This window comes from Pseudomonas sp. AC070, assembly GCF_979258635.1.
The window spans coordinates 1,739,251-1,762,272 of sequence record NZ_OZ409871.1; the positions used below are offsets into that span (position 1 = coordinate 1,739,251).

Annotated in this window: 24 protein-coding genes; 12 read left to right on the forward strand and 12 right to left on the reverse strand. The window is 61.7% G+C overall.

Annotation, left to right across the window (positions count from 1 at the left end; genetic code table 11):
• The first annotated feature begins 268 nt into the window (after positions 1-268).
• The 5 genes from ACZZ0Q_RS07835 (at position 269) to ACZZ0Q_RS07855 (ending at position 4,689) form a co-directional block, all read left to right on the forward strand.
• A complete protein-coding gene (locus tag ACZZ0Q_RS07835; RefSeq protein ID WP_122493599.1) occupies positions 269-1,009 on the forward strand; it encodes a response regulator in 741 nt (246 codons plus the stop codon).
• On the forward strand, positions 1,006-2,319 hold the full coding sequence (locus tag ACZZ0Q_RS07840; RefSeq protein ID WP_463539456.1) for a sensor histidine kinase: 1,314 nt from the start codon (positions 1,006-1,008) through the stop codon (positions 2,317-2,319). The genes ACZZ0Q_RS07835 and ACZZ0Q_RS07840 overlap by 4 nt, the downstream gene beginning before the upstream one ends.
• Before the next feature lie 194 nt (positions 2,320-2,513).
• Positions 2,514-3,152 (forward strand): ferric reductase-like transmembrane domain-containing protein, encoded by a 639-nt coding sequence (locus tag ACZZ0Q_RS07845; protein ID WP_463539455.1) that lies wholly within the window; start codon positions 2,514-2,516, stop codon positions 3,150-3,152.
• A gap of 72 nt (positions 3,153-3,224) precedes the next feature.
• Complete coding sequence (locus ACZZ0Q_RS07850) at positions 3,225-4,154, forward strand: alpha/beta fold hydrolase (RefSeq protein ID WP_463539454.1); 930 nt, start codon at positions 3,225-3,227, stop codon at positions 4,152-4,154.
• A 265-nt stretch (positions 4,155-4,419) separates the two neighbouring features.
• Positions 4,420-4,689, forward strand: coding sequence for a hypothetical protein (locus tag ACZZ0Q_RS07855; protein ID WP_206000595.1), 270 nt, complete (start codon positions 4,420-4,422; stop codon positions 4,687-4,689).
• 142 nt (positions 4,690-4,831) lie between these two features.
• On the opposite strand, the gene ACZZ0Q_RS07860 is transcribed toward ACZZ0Q_RS07855, so the two are convergent.
• Entirely contained in the window at positions 4,832-5,713 is an 882-nt protein-coding gene (locus ACZZ0Q_RS07860) for an alpha/beta fold hydrolase (protein ID WP_463539453.1), read from the reverse strand.
• 179 nt (positions 5,714-5,892) lie between these two features.
• Between ACZZ0Q_RS07860 and ACZZ0Q_RS07865 the strand changes: the two genes are divergently transcribed.
• Positions 5,893-6,432, forward strand: a complete 540-nt coding sequence (locus tag ACZZ0Q_RS07865; RefSeq protein WP_463539452.1) for a DUF3833 domain-containing protein — start codon at positions 5,893-5,895, stop codon at positions 6,430-6,432.
• Here the strand turns inward: ACZZ0Q_RS07865 and ACZZ0Q_RS07870 are convergent.
• The 4 genes from ACZZ0Q_RS07870 to ACZZ0Q_RS07885 are packed head-to-tail and all read right to left on the reverse strand — an operon-like array spanning position 6,429 to position 9,255.
• Positions 6,429-7,157, reverse strand: coding sequence for an amino acid ABC transporter ATP-binding protein (locus ACZZ0Q_RS07870; RefSeq protein ID WP_122493593.1), 729 nt, complete (start codon positions 7,155-7,157; stop codon positions 6,429-6,431). The two genes, ACZZ0Q_RS07865 and ACZZ0Q_RS07870, sit on opposite strands and share 4 nt — an antisense overlap.
• Positions 7,144-7,794: an amino acid ABC transporter permease gene (locus ACZZ0Q_RS07875; RefSeq protein ID WP_206000607.1), complete on the reverse strand. Its 651-nt coding sequence runs from the start codon at positions 7,792-7,794 to the stop codon at positions 7,144-7,146. Before ACZZ0Q_RS07875 ends, ACZZ0Q_RS07870 begins: the two co-directional genes overlap by 14 nt.
• On the reverse strand, positions 7,791-8,456 hold the full coding sequence (locus ACZZ0Q_RS07880; RefSeq protein ID WP_463539451.1) for an amino acid ABC transporter permease: 666 nt from the start codon (positions 8,454-8,456) through the stop codon (positions 7,791-7,793). The genes ACZZ0Q_RS07875 and ACZZ0Q_RS07880 overlap by 4 nt, the downstream gene beginning before the upstream one ends.
• 13 nt (positions 8,457-8,469) lie before the next feature.
• A complete protein-coding gene (locus ACZZ0Q_RS07885; RefSeq protein ID WP_122493590.1) occupies positions 8,470-9,255 on the reverse strand; it encodes a transporter substrate-binding domain-containing protein in 786 nt (261 codons plus the stop codon).
• A 272-nt stretch (positions 9,256-9,527) separates the two neighbouring features.
• On the opposite strand from ACZZ0Q_RS07885, the gene ACZZ0Q_RS07890 reads away from it, so the two are divergent.
• A complete protein-coding gene (locus ACZZ0Q_RS07890) occupies positions 9,528-10,232 on the forward strand; it encodes a FadR/GntR family transcriptional regulator (RefSeq protein ID WP_122493589.1) in 705 nt (234 codons plus the stop codon).
• A gap of 102 nt (positions 10,233-10,334) precedes the next feature.
• Here ACZZ0Q_RS07890 and ACZZ0Q_RS07895 read toward each other — a convergent pair whose 3' ends face one another.
• The 4 genes from ACZZ0Q_RS07895 to ACZZ0Q_RS07910 all read right to left on the reverse strand — a co-directional run bounded on the left by ACZZ0Q_RS07895 (position 10,335) and on the right by ACZZ0Q_RS07910 (position 13,707).
• On the reverse strand, positions 10,335-10,664 hold the full coding sequence (locus ACZZ0Q_RS07895) for a DHCW motif cupin fold protein (RefSeq protein WP_463539450.1): 330 nt from the start codon (positions 10,662-10,664) through the stop codon (positions 10,335-10,337).
• Between the two features lie 142 nt (positions 10,665-10,806).
• On the reverse strand, positions 10,807-11,193 hold the full coding sequence (locus ACZZ0Q_RS07900) for a GFA family protein (protein WP_463539449.1): 387 nt from the start codon (positions 11,191-11,193) through the stop codon (positions 10,807-10,809).
• Between the two features lie 317 nt (positions 11,194-11,510).
• On the reverse strand, positions 11,511-12,413 hold the full coding sequence (locus ACZZ0Q_RS07905; protein WP_463539448.1) for a DUF2950 domain-containing protein: 903 nt from the start codon (positions 12,411-12,413) through the stop codon (positions 11,511-11,513).
• A 13-nt stretch (positions 12,414-12,426) separates the two neighbouring features.
• Positions 12,427-13,707, reverse strand: coding sequence for a DUF3300 domain-containing protein (locus ACZZ0Q_RS07910; RefSeq protein ID WP_463539447.1), 1,281 nt, complete (start codon positions 13,705-13,707; stop codon positions 12,427-12,429).
• Between the two features lie 459 nt (positions 13,708-14,166).
• On the opposite strand from ACZZ0Q_RS07910, the gene ACZZ0Q_RS07915 reads away from it, so the two are divergent.
• Positions 14,167-14,748 carry a hypothetical protein gene (locus ACZZ0Q_RS07915; protein WP_463539446.1) on the forward strand — a complete coding sequence of 194 codons (582 nt, stop codon included), beginning with the start codon at positions 14,167-14,169 and terminating at the stop codon, positions 14,746-14,748.
• Positions 14,749-15,932: 1,184 nt separating this feature from the next.
• On the forward strand, positions 15,933-16,553 hold the full coding sequence (locus ACZZ0Q_RS07920) for a LysE family translocator (protein WP_463539445.1): 621 nt from the start codon (positions 15,933-15,935) through the stop codon (positions 16,551-16,553).
• Here ACZZ0Q_RS07920 and ACZZ0Q_RS07925 read toward each other — a convergent pair.
• Both ACZZ0Q_RS07925 and ACZZ0Q_RS07930 read right to left on the reverse strand, forming a co-directional pair.
• Positions 16,540-16,926 carry a MerR family transcriptional regulator gene (locus ACZZ0Q_RS07925; RefSeq protein ID WP_463539444.1) on the reverse strand — a complete coding sequence of 129 codons (387 nt, stop codon included), beginning with the start codon at positions 16,924-16,926 and terminating at the stop codon, positions 16,540-16,542. The genes ACZZ0Q_RS07920 and ACZZ0Q_RS07925 overlap by 14 nt on opposite strands.
• A 43-nt stretch (positions 16,927-16,969) precedes the next feature.
• The gene (locus ACZZ0Q_RS07930) at positions 16,970-17,389 is read right to left on the reverse strand and encodes a carboxymuconolactone decarboxylase family protein (protein WP_463542216.1); all 420 of its coding nucleotides are present in this window, start codon (positions 17,387-17,389) and stop codon (positions 16,970-16,972) included.
• Between the two features lie 311 nt (positions 17,390-17,700).
• Between ACZZ0Q_RS07930 and estP the strand changes: the two genes are divergently transcribed.
• On the forward strand, positions 17,701-19,626 hold the full coding sequence (gene estP / locus ACZZ0Q_RS07935) for an esterase EstP (RefSeq protein WP_463539443.1): 1,926 nt from the start codon (positions 17,701-17,703) through the stop codon (positions 19,624-19,626).
• 69 nt (positions 19,627-19,695) lie between these two features.
• Here estP and ACZZ0Q_RS07940 read toward each other — a convergent pair whose 3' ends face one another.
• Positions 19,696-20,565, reverse strand: a complete 870-nt coding sequence (locus ACZZ0Q_RS07940; RefSeq protein WP_463539442.1) for a LysR family transcriptional regulator — start codon at positions 20,563-20,565, stop codon at positions 19,696-19,698.
• Positions 20,566-20,777: 212 nt separating this feature from the next.
• Between ACZZ0Q_RS07940 and ACZZ0Q_RS07945 the strand changes: the two genes are divergently transcribed.
• Both ACZZ0Q_RS07945 and ACZZ0Q_RS07950 read left to right on the forward strand, forming a co-directional pair.
• Positions 20,778-22,223, forward strand: coding sequence for an MFS transporter (locus ACZZ0Q_RS07945; RefSeq protein ID WP_463560436.1), 1,446 nt, complete (start codon positions 20,778-20,780; stop codon positions 22,221-22,223).
• 30 nt (positions 22,224-22,253) lie between these two features.
• Positions 22,254-23,012, forward strand: a complete 759-nt coding sequence (locus ACZZ0Q_RS07950; protein WP_463539439.1) for an SDR family NAD(P)-dependent oxidoreductase — start codon at positions 22,254-22,256, stop codon at positions 23,010-23,012.
• Positions 23,013-23,022: the final 10 nt, after the last annotated feature.

Sequence of the window (23,022 nt, forward strand, 5' to 3'; positions counted from 1 at the left end):
GGTGTCCTTTGCAGTCAATGAGTTCGATGTGGTTTGTCGAGGCCGGATGTGTGCGCTCGATGGGGCTCATTGAATGCCGGTGAGGTATCTCGCCTGTGTCGAGAAACCCGCCCGTTAAATTCATTACGTGTCTGAGGTCGGCTGAGATACACAGCGATACAATCGCCACCGTTTTTGCTGGCGTCCACGTGCGCGGTTCGGTAGATAGACTGAGCACGCCCGCAGCAGCCGGCACTTCACCCCATGCGCATACTTCGGAGAACAAGGAATGGCACACACCGATCACGTATTGATCGTGGATGATGATCGTGAAATCAGGGAGCTGGTCGGCAACTACCTGCAAAAGAACGGCTTGCGCACCACCGTGGTTGCCGACGGCCGCCAGATGCGCGCGTTTCTGGATGCCAACCAGGTCGACCTGATCGTGCTCGACATCATGCTGCCGGGCGACGACGGCTTGCAGCTGTGCCGCGAATTGCGGGTGGGCAAACACAAGGCCACGCCGGTGCTGATGCTCACCGCGCGCACCGATGAAACCGACCGCATCATCGGCCTGGAAATGGGCGCCGACGACTACCTGACCAAACCCTTCGCCGCCCGTGAACTGCTGGCGCGCATCAACGCCGTGCTGCGGCGCACGCGCATGTTGCCGCCCAATCTGGTGGTGACCGAAAGCGGTCGGCTGCTGCGCTTTGGCCGCTGGCGCCTGGACACCACGGCCCGCCATCTGCTCGACGACAACGACACCTTGGTCGCCCTCAGCGGCGCTGAATACCGCTTGTTGCGCGTGTTCCTCGATCACCCGCAGCGCGTGCTCAGCCGCGACCAACTGCTCAACCTGACCCAGGGCCGCGAAGCCGATCTGTTTGACCGCTCCATCGACCTGTTGGTCAGCCGCCTGCGCCAGCGCTTGCTCGATGACGCCCGCGAACCGGCTTATATAAAGACGGTGCGCAGCGAAGGCTATGTGTTCACCTTCCCCGTGGAGTTGCTTGAGGAGCAGGTATGAGGCGAGTGCTGCACTGGCCGCACACATTGGCCTCGCGCTTGTGGCTGATTTTCCTGATCGGCTTGGTATTGGCTCAGGCGCTGACCTTCGGCGCGCAATATTACGAGCGCTACCAAAGCACCAAAGACGCCATGCTCGGCAACTTCGAACACGACACCGCCACCTCCATCGCCATTCTCAACCGCGTGCCCGCCGCCGAGCGTCCGGCCTGGACCAAACGCCTGCAGCGTCGCAATTACGATTACCTGCTGCGCGAGCACGACGCCGGCATACCGCTGACCTCAGACGACCTGGCGGCCACTGTCGCGCAGTCACTCGAAGCCTCGCTGGGGCGCGACTATGACCTGACCATCGTGCAGATTCCCGGCCCGCGCGAACACTTCCAAGCCCAACTGCAACTGGCCGATGGCAGCCCCGTCACCATTGATGTGCGGCCCACCGTTCGACCGCTGGCGCCGTGGTTGCCGGTTGTATTGTTTGGCCAGCTGGTTCTGATGATTATCTGCACCGGGTTGGCGGTGGGCATTGCCACCCGCCCGCTCAGTCGTCTGGCCGAGGCGGTGGAAAACCTCGACCCCAACGCCCACCCCGTGCCGCTGGATGAAAACGGCCCCCGCGAAGTGGCGCACGCTGCCCGTGCCTTCAACACCATGCAGGCGCGCATCGCTGACTACTTAAAGGAACGCATGCAACTGCTGGCGGCGATTTCCCACGACCTGCAAACGCCCATCACGCGCATGAAACTGCGCGCCGAGTTCATGGCCGACTCGGCCGAAAAAGACAAACTCGACAGCGACCTCAACGAAATCGAGCACCTGGTGCGCGAGGGCGTCGCCTATGCGCGCAGCGTGCATGGCGCCTCGGAAAACAGCTGCCGCATCAACCTCGATTCGTTCCTCGACAGCCTGGTGTTCGACTACCAAGACACCGGTCACGACGTCAGCCTGAGCGGCAAAAACGGCGCCGTTGTTGAAACGCGCCCCCATGCCCTGCGGCGCATTCTGGCGAACCTGGTGGACAACGCCCTCAAGTACGCCGGCACGGCTGAGCTGGAAATTGCTGGCACCGAGCAGACCGGCCTATCGATCAGCGTGCTCGACCGGGGCCCCGGCATTCCTGACGAGGCGTTGGCCGACGTCACCAAGCCGTTCTACCGCGTCGAAAGCTCACGCAACCGCAGCACCGGCGGCACCGGCCTGGGCTTGGCCATTGCTCAGCAATTGGCCGTGGCCATTGGCGGCTCGCTGCGAGTCAGCAACCGCGACGGCGGCGGCCTTTGCGTCACCCTGACGCTGGCCGCCACGGCCTGAGCGTTTCCTGCCTGCGCCGCCCTTAGGAAAGGGCGCGCGGGTAGGGTTTTGTAAGCCACTGTATCCAACGCCCCTCCATACGCATGCGCTTGCATAACGGCGCCTTGCCGACATAGCCGGTATACACGCGCCAGCAAGAATTCTCCCCGTCGACTCGCTACTCGGACAGCGAGCCAAAACAAGGAGAACTTGCTATGAACAACCCACCCCACAGCCTTCGAGGCTGGACGCTTTTCGGTTTTATCGCCGCCTTGGTTGTGGTGATGAGCGCCCTGGCCGTAGCCGCCCAACCTGAACTGGTTGAAGGCCTGCGCAGCGCCATCCGCGCCACCGCCCGTTCCTCGTTCGTGCTGTTCGTTGTTGCCTTCACCGCCTCGGCCTTCGCCGTGCTGGTGCCCTCGCCGCTGACCAAATCGCTGGTGCGTGAGCGCCGCTTTATCGGCCTGGCGTTTGCCTTTTCCCATCTCGTTCATGCGGTACTCATTTACTTCTACGGGCAAGTGAACACCGAGTTCTGGCCGGGCCGCACGGTGGCCAACAACATTCCGGGCAGCACCGCGTACGTGTTCATTCTGCTGATGGCCCTGACCTCGTTCAAAGGCCCTGCGCGGCTTATCGGGCCCAAGGCCTGGAAGGCGCTGCACGTGACCGGCATGTGGATCATCGCCGCGGTGTTCACCTACTCCAACTTCAAACGCATCCCCATGAGCGACTGGTACGTGCTGCCGTTCGGCATCGCTTGCGCCGCCATTGCCATTCGCTTGGTCGGCAAGCTGGCCCAGGCCAACAGCCGCCGCCAAACCGCCATTCGCCGAGCCGCCGTCGCCTCCTGACGAGCCCGTTATTCGCAATCTTATGTAATCGCTTGAACCGATCTTTTCGATCATCAACCTGAGGAAATTGTAATGAGCAAAATCACCCACGCACTTCTGGCCGTTAGCGCAGCGTTCGCCACCTTGGCCGCCGACTTCACCCTGGCCGACACCGCGCCAACCCGTGGCAACAGCTACATCACCACCCGCGACGGTGTGCAGCTGTACTACAAAGATTGGGGCCCCAAAGACGGCCAGGTCGTCACATTCAGCCACGGCTGGCCGCTGAACTCCGACAGTTGGGAATCGCAAATGCTGTTCCTGGCCGACAAAGGCTACCGCGTGATTGCCCACGACCGTCGCGGCCACGGTCGCTCCAGCCAGCCGTGGGAAGGCAACGACATGGACCACTACGCCGACGACCTGGCGACTGTGATTGAAACGCTCGATCTCAAAGACGTAACTCTGGTTGGCTTCTCCACCGGTGGTGGCGAAGTGGCGCGCTACATCGGTCGGCACGGCACCAAACGGGTGAAGAAAGCGGCACTGATCAGCGCTGTTCCGCCGCTGATGCTGAAAACCGCAGACAACCCAGGCGGTTTGCCGATGGAGGTGTTCGACGGTCTGCGCAAAGCGTCGTTGGAAAACCGTTCGCAGCTTTACCGCGACATCGCCAGCGGCCCGTTCTTTGGCTTCAACCGCGAAGGCGCCAAACCCTCGCAAGGGCTGATCGACTCGTTCTGGGCGCAGGGCATGCAAGCCGGCCACAAAAGCACCTACGACTCCATCGCCGCGTTCTCGGCCACGGACTTCCGGGCGGATCTGGCCAAGTTCGATGTGCCGACCCTGATCGTTCACGGTGATGCCGACCAGATCGTACCGATCGATGCTTCAGCCCACGCCGCTGCCAAGCTGATCAAAAACGCCAAACTGATCGTGTACCCCGGCGCACCTCATGGTCTGGCCGACACCCACAAAGACCGTCTCAACCAAGACTTGCTGGCCTTCCTGCAACAAAAGTAACGAAAGCGCCCCGCGAAAGCGGGGCTTTTACCAGGCTAGCCGCTCTGCAACGAGGGTTTCGTAGCCCCGCCTCACGCCCGTGACGCGGGGTTTTTGTGTATGCAGAATCTTCTTGCTGGCGTTAATCGTCGTAAATAGCGCTTAAGTTTTTACTGAACTGTTGACCTTTGACCTGTCTATGCCATGAGATACGCACGCTGGCCAGGCGAACCCAGATGATTCGCTTAAATGAAGGTGGCTTTGACAGCCCGGAGTAGTGCAACACATGCAACTGACTGAAAACGAAATGCGCCGCGCCCTTGGATTGGAGCCGGTGGTTACTCCAGTCAAGGAAGACGTGAAGAAAAAGAGAGTGGAGCTTCCCCACACGCTGATTACCTACAGCGTGCGAAAAGCCAGCGGCGGGCCAGCTTTTAAATACCAACACAAATCGCGTTCCATCAGCACCGACATCGCCAAGCTTGAAGCCGAGCAAGAAATCAAACGGCAAGGGTTGGTGGTATGGGCATTGCTGGATGTGGAACAGTTTTCGTAGCGCCGGAACGATCAGCACCATTGCCGTTTCCAGGCTCGGCCAATCGCGGCTAAAGCCGCTCCCACACAAGCAACTACGACTTCATCTTTCTGTGGGAGCGGCTTTAGCCGCGATTCCCGCAAACGCTATCAATCCCCCTGACTTACCCCCCACAAATCCCCTGAATAATCTGCGGCCACAACGGCTCGGGCAGGTCGTGGGCCATGTCGGGGATCAACTGCAACCGAGCCCCATGAATCGCCCGTGCAATCGCGCGGCCGCAGGCAGGGCGCACCAGTTTGTCTGCCAGCCCGTGAATGACGACCGTGGGCGCCTGCACGCGTTTGCAATACGGCCGCAAATCGCCGCTGCCCAGCACCGCCGCGAATTGCCGGGCGGTGGCCTTGAAGTCAGCGCCACGGGCGATTTGCAGGCGAATCAAGGCATCCAGCTCCGCCTCCGGCATCGGATACGCCGCGCTGCCAATGGCGCAAATCAGCTCGCGCTGGCGCTGCACAATCACGTCCTCGCTGGCGCCCGCAGGCGGTGTCGACACCAGTTTCAAAAACACGCTTGGCGCCGGTGGCGGCAGCAGCGGTTGGTTCGTCGAGGAAAACAGAATGGTCAGCGCGCGCACTTTGTCGGGGTATTTGCCGGCAAATATCTGCGCAATCATGCCGCCCATCGAAGCGCCGACAATGTGCGCGGAGGGCACCTCCAACGCGGCCATCAGCTGCGCCACGTCGTCAGCCATGTCTTCGAGCGAATAGGGCGTCGACGACCGTAAGCCCAACTGCGCGCGGGCAAACAGTTTCCACTGCGCGGTGGTGTAGGGCTTGCTCACGCGGCTCGACAGGCCGACATCGCGGTTATCAAAGCGAATCACCCGCAAGCCGCAATCGACCAGGCGCTGGCAAAAGCCGTCGGGCCACAACACCAACTGCGCGCCTAACCCCATGATCAACACCAGCGGCGGCGCGGCGCTGTCTCCCCAGTCTTCATACGCCAGGTCAACGTCGTTGCAGTGGGCAATGCCGGTACGCATGGGGGTCCTTAAATGCACGAATCGAAGGGCCACACGATGCATGAAGTGCCGGGGCAATTTCCAGCGGGGGCGCTGGCAAGCAAAAACCTATGCAAAAAATGAAATTTGTATAAGTATTCGAGCTGTTCCCGTTGCCGCCAAACCGGCCTTACCCAGAAAAAATCATGAGGACGTCGACCATGCGTGTCGCACTAATAATGCTGTGCTGCCTGTTGTTCAGTGGGTGTGGCGGGGTGGGCGTTGAGCACTACGCACAAGAACGCCCACAGCTGGACTTGCCCGGTTACTTCTCCCAGCCCGTGCAGGCGTGGGGCATTTTTCAGAATCGCTCGGGGGAGGTGGTGAAGCGCTTCACCGTGAATATCAGCAGCCGCCGCGACGGTGAAAAGCTGATTCTTGACGAGCGCTTCCTCTACAGCGACGGCACCCGCCAACAACGCGTCTGGACCCTGGTGCCAACCGGCGACGGCCACTGGCGCGGCACCGCTGGTGATGTGGTTGGCGAGGCCGACGGCGAGATCGCCGGCAACGCCTTGCGCTGGCGGTACAAGCTGAACCTGGACGTTGACGGCTCCACCTGGGTGGTCGACTTCGACGACTGGATGTACCTCATGGACCAAGACACCCTCATCAACCGCTCCAGCATGAGCAAGCTCGGCGTCGAGCTGGGCCAGGTGACCCTGTTCTTTCGCCGAGGCGCACCGCTCGCGCAGAACTAACCAATACTGCCAATAAAATTCGCCAGCTCCGGAGTTCCCGGTGCCTGGAACAGCTCCTTGGGCGCGCCCACTTCGTGCACGCGCCCTTGGTGCATAAACACCAGCTTGTCGCCGACCTCGCGGGCAAAACGCATTTCGTGGGTGACCATAATCAGCGTCATGCCTTCCTTGGCCAGCTCGCGCACCACGCTCAGCACCTCGTTGACCAATTCCGGATCGAGCGCCGAGGTGATCTCGTCGCACAGCAGCACGCGTGGCGACATGGCCAAGGCGCGAGCAATGGCGACGCGCTGTTGCTGACCGCCAGACAACTGCTCGGGAAAGGCATTGAATTTGTCCGCCAGGCCCACGCGCTCGAGCATTTTTTCCGCGAGCCGGCGCGATTCAGCGCGGTCGGTTTTCTTCACCACCTGCGGTGCGAGCATCACGTTTTCGCCGACGCTCAAGTGTGGGAACAGATTGAATTGTTGAAACACCATGCCGACTTTTTGCCGTAGCGCGCGCAGGTCGGAGCGCTGGGCGTCGAGGTATTGGCCGTCCACTTCAATCACGCCATCGTTGATCGACTCCAAACCATTGAGCGTGCGCAGCAGCGTGCTTTTGCCCGAGCCGCTGCGCCCGATAATGGCCACCACTTCACCTTCCTCCACCTTGAGGTCGACGCCCTTGAGCACGTGGTTTGAACCGTAATACTTGTGCAGGCCCGTAATACTAAGCAGCGACATGCAACCTCCTTTCTAGGTAGCGGGCGCCCATGGAGAGCGGGAAACACAGCAGGAAATAGCCGAGGGCAATTAGCGAATAAACGAGGAAAGGCTCGAAGGTGGCGTTGGCGATCATGCTGCCGGTCTTGGTCAGCTCGGTAAAACCGATGATTGAGGTCACCGCTGTGCCTTTAACCACCTGCACCGAAAAACCCACGGTCGGCGCCACGGCAATGCGCAGCGCTTGCGGCAAAATCACATAGCGCAGTTGTTCCAATCGATTCAGCGCCAGGCTCGCCGACGCCTCCCATTGGCCCTTGGTGACCGACTCGACGCAGCCTCGCCAGATTTCGGCGAGGTACGCGCTGGTGAACAGCGTCAGCGCCACGGCAGCGGCCAGCCAGGCCGACACATCCACGCCCAGCAAGGCGATGCCGAAGAACACTAGAAACAGTTGCATCAGCAACGGCGTGCCCTGGAACAACTCGATGTAACCGCGCGCCAAAACACGCAACGCGGTCAGTTGCGAGATGCGCGCAAGCATCACCAGCAGCCCCGCCACGCCGCCACACACAAAAGCCACCAGCGACAGCAGCACCGTCCACTGCAGCCCGGTTAGCAGGTTGCGGATGATGTCCCACAGGGTGAAATCCATCAGCGTCTCCCCACAATCACGTGGCGGCCAACCAGGTTCAGCAACTGACGCAGGGCGATGGCCATGCACAGGTAGAGCAGGGTGGTCAGTAGGTAGGTTTCGAACGCACGAAAGTTGCGCGACTGAATAAAGTTGGCGGCGAACGACAACTCCTCGGTGGCAATTTGTGAACACACCGCCGAGCCGAGCATCACGATAATGATTTGGCTCGACAGCGCCGGCCACACCTTGGCCAACGCCGGGCGCAGCACCACATGGCGGAAGATTTCATAGCGGGTCATCGCCAGCGCCGACGCCGCTTCGATTTGCCCGGCCGGAATAGCCTGGATACCGGCGCGGATAATTTCCGTGGAGTAGGCGCCCAGGTTGATCACCATCGCCAGCGACGCCGCTTGCCACTCCGTCATGCGCACGCCGAGCGAGGGCAGCCCGAAAAAGATAAAGAACAGCTGAACAATAAACGGCGTGTTGCGGATCAGCTCCACATAGGCGCTGAACAACCAATTGAACGGGCGCACCTGCCAGGCGCGCATTACCGCGCCCAGTACGCCGATGCCCACTCCGGCGAATACGCCGATGGCCGTCAGCTCCAGGGTGAATAACGCGCCCTTGAGCAGCTGATCGCTATGGGCCAACACCGCCGCGAAATCAAATGAATAAGCCATCGGCTGCGGCCGCTCAGAGGTCAGCGGGCAGCGGTTGTTTCAGCCACTTTTCAGCAATGCCATTGAGGCTGCCGTCGGCCTTGGCGGCGGTCAGAATGCCGTTCACTTTTTCAAGCAGCGCCGGTTGCTCTTTGGCCAGGCCGACATACACGGGCGAGTCTTTGAGCTTGAGTTTCAGCACCGGCACTTTCTTCGGATTCTTCTCGGCAATGGCGCTCATCACCACGCTGCCGCTGGCGATCAAATCGACCTGACCGGACAGGTAGGCGGCGATGGTCGAGTTGTTGTCTTCAAAGCGCTTGATGGTGGTGCCTTCGGGCGCCACGGCGGACAGTTCCATGTCTTCGATGGCGCCACGGGTCACGCTGATGGTTTTGCCCTTGAGCGCATCGGTGCTGGCGATGTCGGCTTCAGCCGGGCCGAACACTGCGAGGTAAAACGGCGCATAAGCCTTGGAGAAATCGATGACCTTTTCGCGCTCCGGGTTTTTGCCCAGGCTGGAAATCACCAAGTCCACTTTGCCGGTGGTGAGAAAAGGAATGCGGTTGGTGCTGTTCACGGGCGTGAGGGCCAGCTTCACCCCGAGTTTGTCGGCAATCAGTTTCGCTGTGTCGATGTCCAGACCACGCGGCTGCATGTCGGGTCCCACCGAACCGAATGGCGGGAAGTCTTGCGGCACCGCCACCTTCAATGTGCCGCTGGCCTGGATGTCGGCAAGCGCATCGGCATTCGCCGCCGAGTGCATTAACGCGCCGCTGGCGAGAAGGGCGGAGAGCAGCAAATGACGAACTGTACGCATGGGAAAAACCTCGTGGCGTCGCAATAAAGTGTGCAAAGGCGATAGCACGGGACATGCCACTTTTGCCGAAACGAAGGGCAAATTGCCTGCGCTCGTTGCGAATCAAGGTCTTACTGGTCTGAACAGTTGGCGCTTCCTGATTAGGCCGACAAGTTTTAATCGCACCCTTGCAGGGCGTGGGTTTCAGCCAGGGTGCCAGGCTGGTGCGTGACTTGCCTGGTGGATAAAAACCAGCGTAAAAAGCAGCAACTCCTTCCGACTGGTCTGAACAGATGGCCGATACAGCAGTGCGTGGCGCGGTGCCCGAGCAGGCCCTTCAGGCCATTCAAAAACTGATTCGCGAGGGCGGCTATCAAGCTGGAGATGCCTTGCCCTCGCAACGCGATTTAGCCGAGCGCCTGGGCGTTAGCCGCGCCTCATTGCGCGAGGCGTTGTCCTCATTGAGCGCCCTGGGCGTGGTCAGCGTGCAAGCGGGGAAGGGCGTGTACGTGCAAGCCACCCGAGCCGCCAACAGCCCGGCCGCCCGCGCGTTTTCCTGGCCCTACGCCGAGCAGGTTTCGGCCGCCGACACCTTCCAGCTTCGCTATGTACTCGAAGGCTTCGCCGCCGGCCGAGCCGCCAGCACCCTGACCGCACTCGACATCGACGAGCTGCACGACAACGTAGAAGCCATGCGCCTGGAACTGCGTGCCGCCAACTTCGAAGCGGCCGCACGGTTGGACTTCGAATTCCACCGACGCCTGCTCCAAGCCAGCGGCAACCTGGCCATTGAACACATCATCAGCGCCAACGAAACCGTGTTCCTCGAAAGCCAAAAGCTGCCCTTCATTCGCCCTGAACGGGCCATGGAAACCTGGCAGGAACACCGCAAAATCCTCCGCCAGCTCGCCCGCCACGCCAACGAGCCTGCACGTAAAGCCATGCAGGAGCACATTCGCAATGCGGCGTCGCGCACGGGGATTATTTTTCCGATTTGAGGGGCAGAAAAAAGCGGCCGACAGCCCCCTTCGTGAATACAGCGCGAGTTTTGAGCCTTTAACAACTCTGTACCGTTTTACTCTCGCTCTGTTGCCGCACCCTCAATCCACAATAAACAACCTGGCGCCGGTGGCAGTCGACGACCGATGCGCCTCCGCATGATCTGCCACCTGATAGCTCATCCCGGCGCTCAGCATAAACGTGCGGCCATCCTCAAGCTCAGTCTCAAGCTGCCCGTCCAGGCACAGCAAAATGTGACCCTTGTGGCACCAATGATCGGCCAGGTAACCGGCGCTGTATTCAACCATTCGCACTCGAACGCTGCCGAACTGGCAGGTGCGCCAGTAGGCCGTACCGGTTTCGCCGGGATGAACGCTGGGTTCGATTTGGGACCAGTCGGTGGTGCCAAAAGGGATGTCGGTGAGTTGCATAGGTGCTTCGCCTGTGGGAGGAAGCCGAAATCCTATCGGGGCGGCGAAGCGGGCAATAGATACAGATCCGGCTGATTACGCCAATACTTCGGCAGCAGCGGCGCTTCGTGTTCCTGGCGGCTTGGCGGGCGGCGACATAGCGCTATTCGAACTGCGGCAAATCATCCTCAATCGCCCACCAGTTGGCTTTCGACCCAGTATGAAAATGCGCCTCGGGCTTAACCGAAACCGGCTCATTGATCAGCCCGACTCGAATGCGCAGCACGCCGGGCAGGCTGTCTCTTTTGCTGTAAATCGGCGAACCGCAGCGGCTACAAAAGGCGCGTTGTTTGCCGGGCGAGGACTCGAAAACAGTAATCAGCTCGGCGCCGCTCAGCAGATGAAAAGCGGTTGTGCTAACCGGCGTATTCGTCGCGAACGGTGTGCCCTGTGCTTTGCGGCACTGGGAGCAATGGCATAGCTGAATAGGCTCCAGTTCGGAGTCAATGCGGAACTGGATTCCGCCGCATAAGCACGTGCCTGTGTACATCGGTGTCTCCCGGTTTCACGAGAAGGGTAAAGATGGGGTTGATCAAGCCACTCTCTCCCGGAAATAACTAAGGGAGAGCGTCTGTCATTCAACTCGCCATAGAGCTAATAAAGGTCCCGATTTGCCCTCATTCCGAACTCCCTATCAAGCCGCCGGATGGTGCACGGAAAAACGATTCGCTCGCTGCAGCGCATTTAAATGCGCCAGAACCACTCCAATACGTTGTTTTGGCGCATTAAATTGCGCTAAGCCGCCGCGCGGCCGCCGTTCAATTTCCCTAGCAAGCCGATGTAACGCTTAACCCACTAGCGCAGGTGTTACGGGCCACCGGCGCCAGCCTCGGTCTCTTCCACTGCCTGCCAACTGCTGTCGGGGTCGAAGCGGGTCATGGTTTGGGCTTGCTTGCCGCTGTCAGAGCCCAGGTCTTTTTCGAACACGGTGCCTTCGTGGCTGATCATAAAACTCATCACGCCGCTGTCGCCGTAGGTGACCGGCCAGGCGATGAGGGCGAAGCCGCGGCTCATGTTGGGACCCAGCCGGTAGTCGTAGGCGCCGCCGGGTGCCGATGGCCCTTGTGCGATGAGGATGCGGTAGTGGTAGCCGTGCCAGCCGCCGTTGGGTAGTTCGTCGCCGAACAGTTGGCCCAAAGGGCTGTCGGGTTCGCCGTTTTGTTCGGGCCAATACAAGCCATCGTGCTGACCCGCGCTGCTGACGAATTTCTGCGCGTATTCGAGCACGCCGTCGCCGTCGTGGTCCGCTTCGGCGTAGTCCACCTGCGCGTCGTGGTAAGCGCGTACGGCCTGTAAAACGGCTTCTTCATTGCGCCCAATCCGACGTTGGCGAATAAGCGGCACGCCGGCTTTGGTGTCGAAGCGCCAACCTTGTTTGTCGTGAACCAGCGGCAGTGGCAATTCCCAGCCCTGTTCGCCAACTGCCAGCAGCGAGTAGCCCTGCGCCTGGCTGCGTATTTCATGCTTGGCGCGGTACAGGCTGAGAAACGCTTCGACGTCTTCTCGCTCCACGCCCACCAGTGGAATGTAGTGGCGCCAGTCGTTGCCCAGCAGCGCGGCCAGGCGTTGCTCGTCGGCTCGCTCAGTGCCGAGCGCGGCAACGAACGCGTCGACAGCGGCTTGCGGGTTTTGGAACGGTTGCTGCGCGTGCGCCCACGAGGTTGTCAGTGCCAACACCGTGATCAGCGCAAAACGTATGGCTGTATTCATGCCGGACTCCCTGTCAGCGCCGCCGGGCGCCACCGCGTGAAGAGGATGCCGCCGGGCGGCTGACAGGCTGGCCACTGGCACGGGCTGACGGTGGGCGCCGTGCGGCGGCCTGGCTGGTTTGCCCGCGTTGTTGGTAGGCACGGTCACGCTCGGGCGAACGCGCGCCGGTGAACGCGTTGTCGCGGGTACTTCGGGTATCCGAGCGCTGTGTTTCACGGCGTGGCGTGGAGTCTGAAGTGCGCAGCGTGCGATCTGCAGTCTGGGCGCGGTCACGCGCCTGACGATTGGTGGTCGCTGGGGTTTCGAAACCGCGCTTCTCCAGGCTTTGCCGGGCACGGTCGCGCTCGGCGGCACGCGCTGTATCGCGTCCGCGCAGGGCTTCGCGCTGGTCACTGTTGGCCAGCCGCTTGCCGTATTGCTCGCGGCTGGCGCGGTCGCGGTAGGGCACGCCGTCACGGTGCACCGGGTCGTGTTTCCAGGTTTTGTCCTGAATGTTCAGCTGACGGTTGTCGTTGATTGTGTTGTAGCGGTTTACGTCGATATCGATGTCGTTGCTGCCCCAGTCGCAGTCGCCCCAGAGCGAATCGATGACGGCCACGCCCACGGCAAAACCGATGCCGGCTGCCACCGCGCCGCCCAGGTAATAACCAGGCGGCGGTGGGTAATACACCGGTGGGTAGGCGGGGTAGGGCCAGGTGCCATACACCACGGTCGGGTTGTAGGTCGGCACGTAAACCACTTGCGCGTCGGCGGACTCGATAATGATGGTTTGGCTGCTCGATGCGTTGGCAGTGGTTGCCGGCTGCTCGCTGACCGTCTGTTTATCGTTGGAATTGAGGTTGCCGGCATCTTTAGCCTGCCGACGCAGGCGCTGTACCGACTCCATCACCGCGTCGGGCTGTGCCAGAAAGGCATCGCCAACCCGCTGCACCCACGCGGGGTCCTGTTCGAGCGTGGCCAGCAGCGCCGGGAATGCCACCAGTGACTGCACGCTGGGGTCCCACGGTTGGCTGGCGACCTGGCGCACCGCATCGTCGCCTTTGGCCGCCGGGTTGGTCTTGGACCAGGCGGCCGCATCGGCGACATCGCCGGGGTAGGTGGCGGCCATCAACACCTGCGCGAGCAAAGCGTCGGGGTACAGGGCTAGCGGTGCGAGCATCTGATCCAACTCCTGCTCGGCGAACGCAGGCTCTGAGCTCGCGGCTGCACCGGGCTCGGCAGCCCATAGGGAGAACGGCCCGGCAGACAACACGAGCACTAACGACCACATCGAGATGCCGCGAAGGACATACATGACGATTCTCCTTGTGCCAGGCAGCACGGTCGGTGGCGCTTCGCTGGTGCCCTTCAAGGCTGCTGGTGGCGGCAATAGCGCAGCGTGTTCAGCAGTGGGCTAAATCGGTCTAGCACAGCTACGCGCACCGTGCCGCAAATAAGGCGTGTGGCGAACACTGTTGAAAGCGGGCAGGGGCGGTCTCCATTGGGCACCGTGGCCATCTCCGGTAGCGTTTGGCGCTGAAAAAAATTTTCCAGCGAATGGCCAAAACTGTACCTAAGCTCCTTCGGACACGCGTCGGCGGCCGACGGTAACTCGCTTCAACCCACCCGTTGCCGACAGGTAAACAATCCTGATTCTGGAGCGGCCAAGCGTTGGGCGCCGGGCAATTTCAGGGCAAGCGAAAACGGGGTGGTTCACCCGCGCGAAGGGTTCAGTTCAGTAGTCGGGCCTCGATTAAAAAAGGAGAGCAAATCGATGAAAGCCGCTTACAGATGGACCCAGATCGCAACCGTTACCGCCTTGCTAATCGCCGGTATCACAACCGGCCACGCCGAGAATATTCCGCTGTACGCCACCTTTGAACAGGGCCAGGTTGTGACCACCGTAGTGTCGGTGGATGCGGCCAACCATGTTGTCGTGCTGAAGGGCCCGGATGATCGCCCCGTGACCCTGCAGCTCGGTGACGACGCCAAAAATCTCGCCCAGCTGAAACCCGGCGACACGGTGAAAACGGTGGTCACCCGCTCGGTGGCCACGATGCTCGACACCGAAGTGGACAAAGCCCCCGGCAAGGCCTCAGAGCAAAACGCCGAGGTGCGTGCCGCCCAAGGTAATCCTCATCCGGGTGGCTACGCCTATCGCCAGGTTCAGGTGCAGCTGAAGATCAAACACATTGATGTCGGCAAGAACCAAGTCACCTTCGAAGGGCCCGCAGGCGCGCAGAAAGTGGTCGACGTGCTTGATCCAAAAAATCAGGCGCGGCTCAAAGACCTGAAAGTCGATCAGAGTGTCTGGGTCACCTACACCGATACCCTGGAAGTCACCACCCAGCGCTAACCGCCGTTACGGTTGCGTCGCCCTTGAGACTCTGGATCCCCGCGTGCGCGGGGATGACGGTGGGGTGTGGGAGTTACTCGTCATTCCCGCGCAGGCGGGAATCCAAAGTCGGGAGTCCAGCGCGCCGCGCAAGCCCACACGCCGCCCTGTGGGAGTGGCTTTAGCCGCGATGCTTTTGATTCCGTGCGTTGCAGGAATCGCGGCTAAAGCCGCTCCTACAGTCCGCGTTGATTTGGAGATTCTGGATCCCCGCGTGCGCGAGGATGACGGTGGGGTGTGGGAATTACTCGTCATTCCTGCGAGGGCGGGAGTCCAGGATCGCAGCTCCAGCGCGCCGCGCCAGGCCACACACCGTCCTGTGGGAGCGGCTTTAGCCGCGATGCTTTTGATTTCGTGCGTTGCAGGCATCGCGGCTAAAGCCGCTCCTACAGTCCGCGTTGTCTTCAAGATTCTGGATCCCCGCGTGCGCGAGGATGACGGTGTGGTTTGGGAATTCCTCGTCATTCCCGCGAGGGCGGGAGTCCAGGATCGCAGCTCCAGCGCGCCGCGCCAGGCCACACACCGTCCTGTGGGAGCGGCTTTAGCCGCGATGCTTTTGATTTCGTGCGTTGCAGGCATCGCGGCTAAAGCCGCTCCTACAGTCCGCGTTGTCTTCGAAATTCTGGATCCCCGCGTGCGCGAGGATGACGGTGGGGCGTGCGAATTCCTCGTCATTCCCGCGAGGGCGGGAGTCCAGGATCGCAGCTCCAGCGCGCCGCGCCAGGCCACACACCGTCCTGTGGGAGCGGCTTTAGCCGCGATGCTTTTGATTTCGTGCGTTGCAGGCATCGCGGCTAAAGCCGCTCCTACAGTCCGCGTTGACTTCAAGATTCTGGATCCCCGCGTGCGCGAGGATGACGGTGTGGTTTGGGAATTCCTCGTCATTCCCGCGAAGGCGGGAATCCAGAATTGCGAATTCAGCGCTCCGCTCAAGTCCCCACGCCGTCCTGTGGGAGCGGCTTTAGCCGCGATGCTTTTGATTTCGTGCGTTGCAGGCATCGCGGCTAAAGCCGCTCCTACAGTCCGCGTTGACTTCAAGATTCTGGATCCCCGCGTACATGGGGATGATGGTGACTCGTCATCTATCGACTTACCCATTCTGCTAACCTCGCCCAACCGTCAGCCTCACCATACGACCGCCTCCCATGACTATCGCAGACAACCTCTTAGCCTTCACTTTCGCCGCCACGCTGTTGACCATCACGCCGGGGCTCGACACGGCGCTTATTCTTCGCACCGCCACCGTTGAAGGGAGGCAGCAGGGCTTTCGGGTGGCGCTGGGGATTAACCTCGGTTGCTTGCTGTGGGGCGCGGCGGTGGCGTTTGGGTTGGGGGCGTTGATCGCGTTGTCGGAGTTGGCGTTTAACGTGTTGAAGTATTGCGGTGCGGCGTATCTGGCGTGGCTGGGGCTGACCATGCTGTTGCGGCCACGGCGCTCGTTTGCAACGGCGGATGCAACCTCGGATGCCCGAACCAATTGGTTGCTCAAGGGCATGATGGGCAACGTGCTGAATCCCAAGGTCGGGGTGTTTTATGTGTCGTTCCTGCCGCAGTTCATTCCGCAAGGCCAACCGATGATCGCGTGGACCTTCGGCCTGGTCAGCATCCATGTGGTGCTGGGTTTGCTGTGGTCGACGGCGTTGATCACGGCGACGCAGTCATTGGCGGTGTGGCTGCGCCGGGAGCACGTGGTGGCCTGGATGGATCGGGTGACCGGCGTGGTGTTCGTGCTGTTTGCCGTGCGCCTGGCGCTTAGTCGGCGCTAAGGGTTGCCCGCGCTTCAAGCGCGCGGTAGTGGGCAATTTTCTCCTTCAGGGCGGTCATCGCCTGTTGCATGGCTGCGATTTGCGCCTGCACATCGGCTAAATGGTTTTCCAGCATGTGTCGGCGTTCGGGAACGGTGTCGTCCCCGGCGCTGCGCAGGGCGGCAAAGGTTTGCATCTTGCCGATGGACATGTGCGTGGTGCGCAGGCGCAGCAGGAATTCCAGCCACGCAATGTCGCTGGGCGCGTACAGCCGTTGCCCGCTCGCCGCGCGGGCAACGGGTGCCAGCAGTCCGATCTTTTCGTAGTAGCGCAGGGTGTAGGCGGTGAGGCCCGTGCGCTTGGCGACGTGCTCGATCGTGTGGTGTGCATCCATAAGCGCGATCCTCGGTCCTGGGTTAGCAAAGCGGCGGCGCCGCTTATTTCGGGCTTGCCGTCGCGACGGTAATGCCCCGTTTGGCAAACACTTCACGGGCGGCGCTGATGCCATTCAGTGCGCTGGGAAAGCCTGCATACACCGCCATCTGAATAATAATTTCAACGATCTCTTGCGGTGTGCAACCCACATTCAGCGCGCCCTCGATATGCACTTTGAGTTGCGGTTGCGCGTTGCCCATGGCGGTGAGGGCCGAGATGGTCGCCAGCTCGCGCGTGCACAGCGCAAGGCCGGGCCGCGAGAACACATCGCCATAGGCGAAATCGACAATCCAGGCGCCGAGCTCGGGGGAGATGTCGCTCAGCGAATTCACCACCGTGTTGCCGGCTGCGCCGGTGATTTTTTCCAGGGTTTCGATGCCCTTTTCGCGCCGAGCGTCCGGTTCGCTGGCCTGCGCGGACATGCCAATTGCGGACAGCATAAGGCCGGTCGCGACGTTAAGTGTGGTTGATGCCATGACAGTGCTCCTCTGGTTAAACCGCGCAACGGCAGAGGCCGTTTTTGGCGGTGCAACACGGAGGCTATTGGTTAGAGCGCGCTCTAAGTCAAGGGGCGAAAAAAACCACGCCGTACGCCGTGGCCGCGTCAGGCAACTGGGGCGCCAACAATGGCATGAATGGAGCGCAATAAGCGCCGCAGGCAGTCTCTTGTCAGTGAAAAAAGTCGAGCTACAGTCGGCATGGATCCATCCAATAACAAGAAAAAGGACCTTCAATGAAGCGCGTTTTAAACCCGCTCGCCGCAGCGTGTCTGCTGGCTGGCGCCGTCTCGTTTTGCCCCGCCCAAGCCTCCCCCTATTCTTCCCTCATCGTCTTCGGCGACAGCCTGAGCGATGCCGGCCAATTTGCCGATCCCGGCGGCCCGGCCAATGCCACGTTGCGCTTCACCAACCGCACAGGTCCGACCTACCTGGCGGGAAGTGGCGAAGAGATTGGCGCGTCTGCGCCCATGCTCCTCGGCGGGCGTCTTGGCATCGGTGGCCTCGGCCCTTCAACCTCGCCGGTGTATCAGGCCAATGGCTGGGTCGACGGCGATAACTGGGCAGTCGGCGGCTATACCACCAGCCAGATTTACAACTCCATCACCTCGGTCTCCGAGACCGTCATTCCACCGGGCGGCCCCGGCGCTGGGGTAGTGCTCAGAAACCGTCCGGGCTACTTGGTGGATACGGGCTTTCGCGCCGATCGCAATGCGCTCTACTACATCACCGGCGGCGGCAACGACTTCCTGCAAGGACAGGTAGTCAGCGCGGCGACTGCCCGTGCATCGGCGGGTCGTCTGGTGGATAGCGTCGAGGCGCTGCAGCAGGCTGGCGCTCGCTACATCATGGTTTGGCTGCTGCCGGACGTGGGCAGAACCCCGGCCATTTCGGGTACGCCGTTGGCAGGCACCATTTCCCTGCTCGGCGGCACGTTCAACACGGAGCTGGTTAGCCAACTGGCTGGCATCAATGCCGAAATCATTCCACTGAACGTGCCGTTGAACCTTGCCGAAACGCTGGCCGATCCAGGGCGCTACGGGCTGGCTGTCGGGCAGAACCTGACCGGCACCTGCTTCGACAGCTGCGCGGTGCAAAACCCGATTTATGGCATTAACGGCACCAACCCCGATCCCACCAAGCTGCTCTATAACGACGGCGTGCACCCGACCATTACCGGCCAACGGCTGATCGCCGACTACGCCTATTCGCTGCTGGCAGCGCCGTGGGAACTCAGCCTGTTGCCGGAGATGGCTCACGACGCATTGCGTTCGCACCAGGACCAATTGCGCGCGCAGTGGCAGGCTGATTGGCAGGCGTGGCAAGCGGTCGGCCAGTGGCGCTCCTTTGTCACAGCAGGCGGTCAGCGGCAGAGCTATGACGTCTATGAAAGCGACGCCGATGGCGATGGCTACAACCTGAACGTCGGTGGCAGCTACCGTCTCAACGACGCCTGGCGCGTCGGCCTGGCAGGCGGGTTTTACCAGCAAGACATGGAGGCCGGCGACGCCGATTCCGACTACAACCTGCGCAGCTACCTGGCCACCGGCTTTGCCCAGTATCAGCAAAACCGCTGGTGGGGCGAGCTGGCTGCCAGCGTCGGCTACCTGGACTTCAATGACCTCAAGCGCCAGTTCAACCTGGGCCCGGCTACGCGCAGCGAAAAGGGCGACACCGATGGCGAGCTATGGGGCCTGAGTGGCCGTGTGGGCTACGACATTGCCCCAAACGCCGACAGCCAGTGGCACCTGAGCCCCTTCGTCAGCGCCGACTACGCGCGGGTCGAGGTGGACGGTTACGCCGAGAACAGCGTGAGCTCCACTGCGCTCAACATCGGCGACCAGAAGCGCGACTCCAAACGCCTGGGCGCCGGCTTGCAGGGCGTGTTCAACCTCAACGCGCAAACCCGCCTGTTCGGTGAAGCGGCGATGGAGCGCGAGTACGAGGACGATGCCACCGACGTGGACATGGCCCTGCGCAGCCTGCCGACGCTCGGCTACACCCTGGAAGGCTACACGCCGGACGACAAAACCTGGCGTGCCAGTGTCGGCGTCAGCCATTCGCTCGCCCCCGGTTTGTCGCTGCGCGGTGCCTACAGCTACCGTGGCGCCGACGACAGTGACCAGCAGGGCATCAACCTGTCGCTGGCTTGGGATATTTGAGTTTGCTGCGGGTTGCGGGTCAGCCGACGCGGATCAACCGCGCGCGGCTGACCTGCTGCCGAGCCAGTGTCAGAGGTTGTCTGGCGAGTGGCTGCCCAGCATGTCGCTGGCCAAATCGGCCAGTGCACGCAAGCGATCCATTTGCCGCATATCGTGGTGATACCCCATCCAGATTTCCCGCGACGGCGGCGTCTCACTCAGTTCGATGCGCCGCAACGTGGGCACCTGGTCGCCTAGCGAACGCGGCAGCACAGCCAGGCCCAAACCGAGGGCGCACAGCTGCGCTTGCACCGTGCGGCTGCTGCTGGTGAAGACGTTTTGCGCAGCGGGGAACATGCGCTGCAGCCATTGCACGTCCGGGTAATGCGCCTGGGCGGTGTTCATCAGAATCAGCTTGCAGCCGCTGCCATCTGCCGGCGGCATCGCCGTTGCCGAAGCGCTGGTGTACAGGCCATACGGCATGGTCATCAGCCGACGCTGAACGATGTCCGGCTGGTCGAACGGCACGATGCGAAAGGCGATATCGGCTTCGCGGCGAGTCAGGTCGGAAAGCCTGTGCCCGGCAAGCACTTCCGGCACCACAGCCGGATACCGCCGTACCAACTCCACCAACACCGGCGCCAGCACATAACCGGCAAACCAGTCGGCCGATGAGATGCGCAATAAGCCTTCGGGGTGTTCAGCGCTGCCGTCCACTCGGCGGGCAATGGCCAGTGCGCTGCGTTCCATTTCTTCGGCCAGGCACAGAATCCGGTCACCCCTATCAGTGGGCACCAGGCCTTCGGGTGTGCGTCGGAAAAATGGCTGCCCGCTGGCCTGTTCCAGGGCTTGCAGGCGTCTGCCCACGGTCGGGTGACTGACCCCCAATTGCTTGGCCGCCGCGCCCAGCGAGCCCGCCCTGGCAATGGCCAGAAAAAACCGCACGTCATCCCATTCCACGCTGTACCCCTTACAAAAATGCACACGCAATGTGCAGCGTTGGCAGTGCCGCCAGCCCTGTGCTGCGGCTGACAATGCGCTCCAGTTTCAGCCGGCACTGCCGCAGTTCGTGCCTTCAAAAGCGCCGGCGCAGTGTACGTAGCTGTACGCCGGGTTCGCCAGATAACAGTGGGCGGCGAGCCAGCCATTGAGCCTTTTTTGTGGAGCCTGCCATGTCCTTTGCAACCCCAACAACCCGCGCAGCAGCACCCCATCGGTGGCTGGCTTTTGCCGTGCTGTTGGCCGGCGCGTTCTTGCCGCCTTTGGATTTTTTCATCGTCAATGTGGCGTTGCCCTCGATTCGCAGCGGGCTCGGCGCCAGCCCGGCGCAAGTGCAGTTGGTGATCTCGGCATACGCCGCAACCTATGCGGTTTTCCTGATTACCGGCGGGCGGCTGGGCGACCTGTTTGGCCGACGCCGGGTGTTTCTGTCGGGCATGGCAGGCTTCGGCATGGCCTCGCTGATCTGCGGCCTGGCCACCACGCCAACGTTGCTGATAGCGGGCCGGGCCCTGCAAGGGCTCAGCGCTGCCGCCATGGCGCCGCAAGGCCTGGCCTCCATCCATGCGCTGTTTCCCGAACAGGAACGTGCCCGGGCCTTGGCGGTATATGGCGCGGCGCTGGGCTTGGCCGCTGTGCTCGCCCAGGCGCTCGGAGGGGGGCTGATTGCCGCGAATCTGTTTGGTCTGCACTGGCGGATCATTTTTCTGATCAATCTGCCCATCGTGGCGGCGGTGTTCATCGCCGGCATTCCATTTTTGCCTGATACCCGCAGCCCGACGCCGCTGCCATTGGACCGCCTGGGCGTGCTGCTGTGCGCCCTCACGTTGGGGCTGTTGGTGGTGCCGTTGGTGGAGGGGCGAGAGTGGGGCTGGCCTTGGTGGCTGTGCGTGATGTTGCTCAGCGCGCCGGTGTTGGCGATGGCCTTCTGGCGCTATGAAATTGCCTTGGAGCGGCGCGGCGGCACGCCACTGGTAAGCCCACAGCTGAGTCAATCGCCGGGGTTGCTGGCGGGCCTGACCGGGGTGCTGCTGTTCTATGTGGTGTCGGCCTTTTTCCTCACATTTTCGGTGTACCTGCAAGACGCCCTCGGCGCTACGCCGCTGGTCACCGGCCTGATGTTTGTGCCGTTCGGCATTGGTTATGTGATCGGCCCGTTGACCACACCGGCGGCCATCCGCCGATTCGGCCGTTATGTGCCGGCCTTGGGCATGGCCTTGGAAGTGCTCGGCTGTTTGCTCTTGAGCGCGGCGGTGGCCGCTGCGCCGCCCGGTAAAAGCCCGGCCTATGCGGTGGTCGTGCTGGCTGTCGGGCTGCTGGGTTTTGGCCAGGGCTGGGCGCTGCCCACATTGATTCGAACGGTCATCGACCGCGCGCCGGCCGGTGGCGCTGGCATGGCGGCGGGCTTGGTCAACTCGGCATTGCAGATCAGCGCGGCATTGGGTGTCGCGGTGTTGGGCGGGCTGTTTTACGCGGTCGCCGCGCCGGCTAACAGCGCCGCGTCATTTGCCGACGGCTTCGTTGCAGCGCTGCTGGGCATCGCCGTGTGCCTGAGCATTGCCGCCTGCCTTTCGGTGTATGCCGCCAGACCCCGTTCGCAGCCCAATCAACTTTCGTAAAACCATCAACGCGTCAAAAGGAGCTCTGTTATGTCGGGTAAATTTTCCGGTCAGGTCGCCGTGGTCACGGGCGGCTCAACGGGCATCGGCTTTGCCATCGCCGCTGCGCTTATCGCCGAAGGCGCCGGGCGTGTTTATCTCACCGGCCGCTCGGCGGCGACCCTCGAAACGGCCGCGCGCGCTCTGGGCGAAAAGGCCGTCGCGGTGGTTTCCGATGTCACCCAACAGGCCGACCTCGATGCCCTCAAAGCCTTGGTTGAAACGCAGGACGGCCGCCTCGACGTGGTGTTCGCCAACGCGGGCATCTGCGAGAAAAACTCGTTGGGCAGTACCAGCGAAGCCAGTTACTACAGCCTGTTCGACATCAATGTGAAGGGCGTTTTTTTCACCGTGCAAACCTTGCTGCCCCTGCTCAAAGACGGCGCCGCTATCGTGCTCACCGCGTCCATCTGTTCCAGCAACGGCATGGAAGGCCTCAGTTTGTACAACGCCTCGAAAGCGGCGGTGCGCTCGTTTGCTCGAACCTGGGCCAATGAATTAAAGGACCGAAAGATTCGCGCCAACGTGCTCAGCCCTGGCTTCACGCGAACGCCCCTGATGGACAACGGTTTGAAGATGGACAAGCGCCAGATCCAGGCGCTAAGCGAGCACGTCGCGCACATCGTGCCCTTGGGCTACATGGCGCAGCCCCATGAAATCGCCTCCGCCGCCTTGTTTCTTGCCAGCGCCGATGCCGGCTACGTGAATGGCGTGGAGCTGATGGTCGACGGCGGGCTTTCACAAATCTGACAGGGCGAGG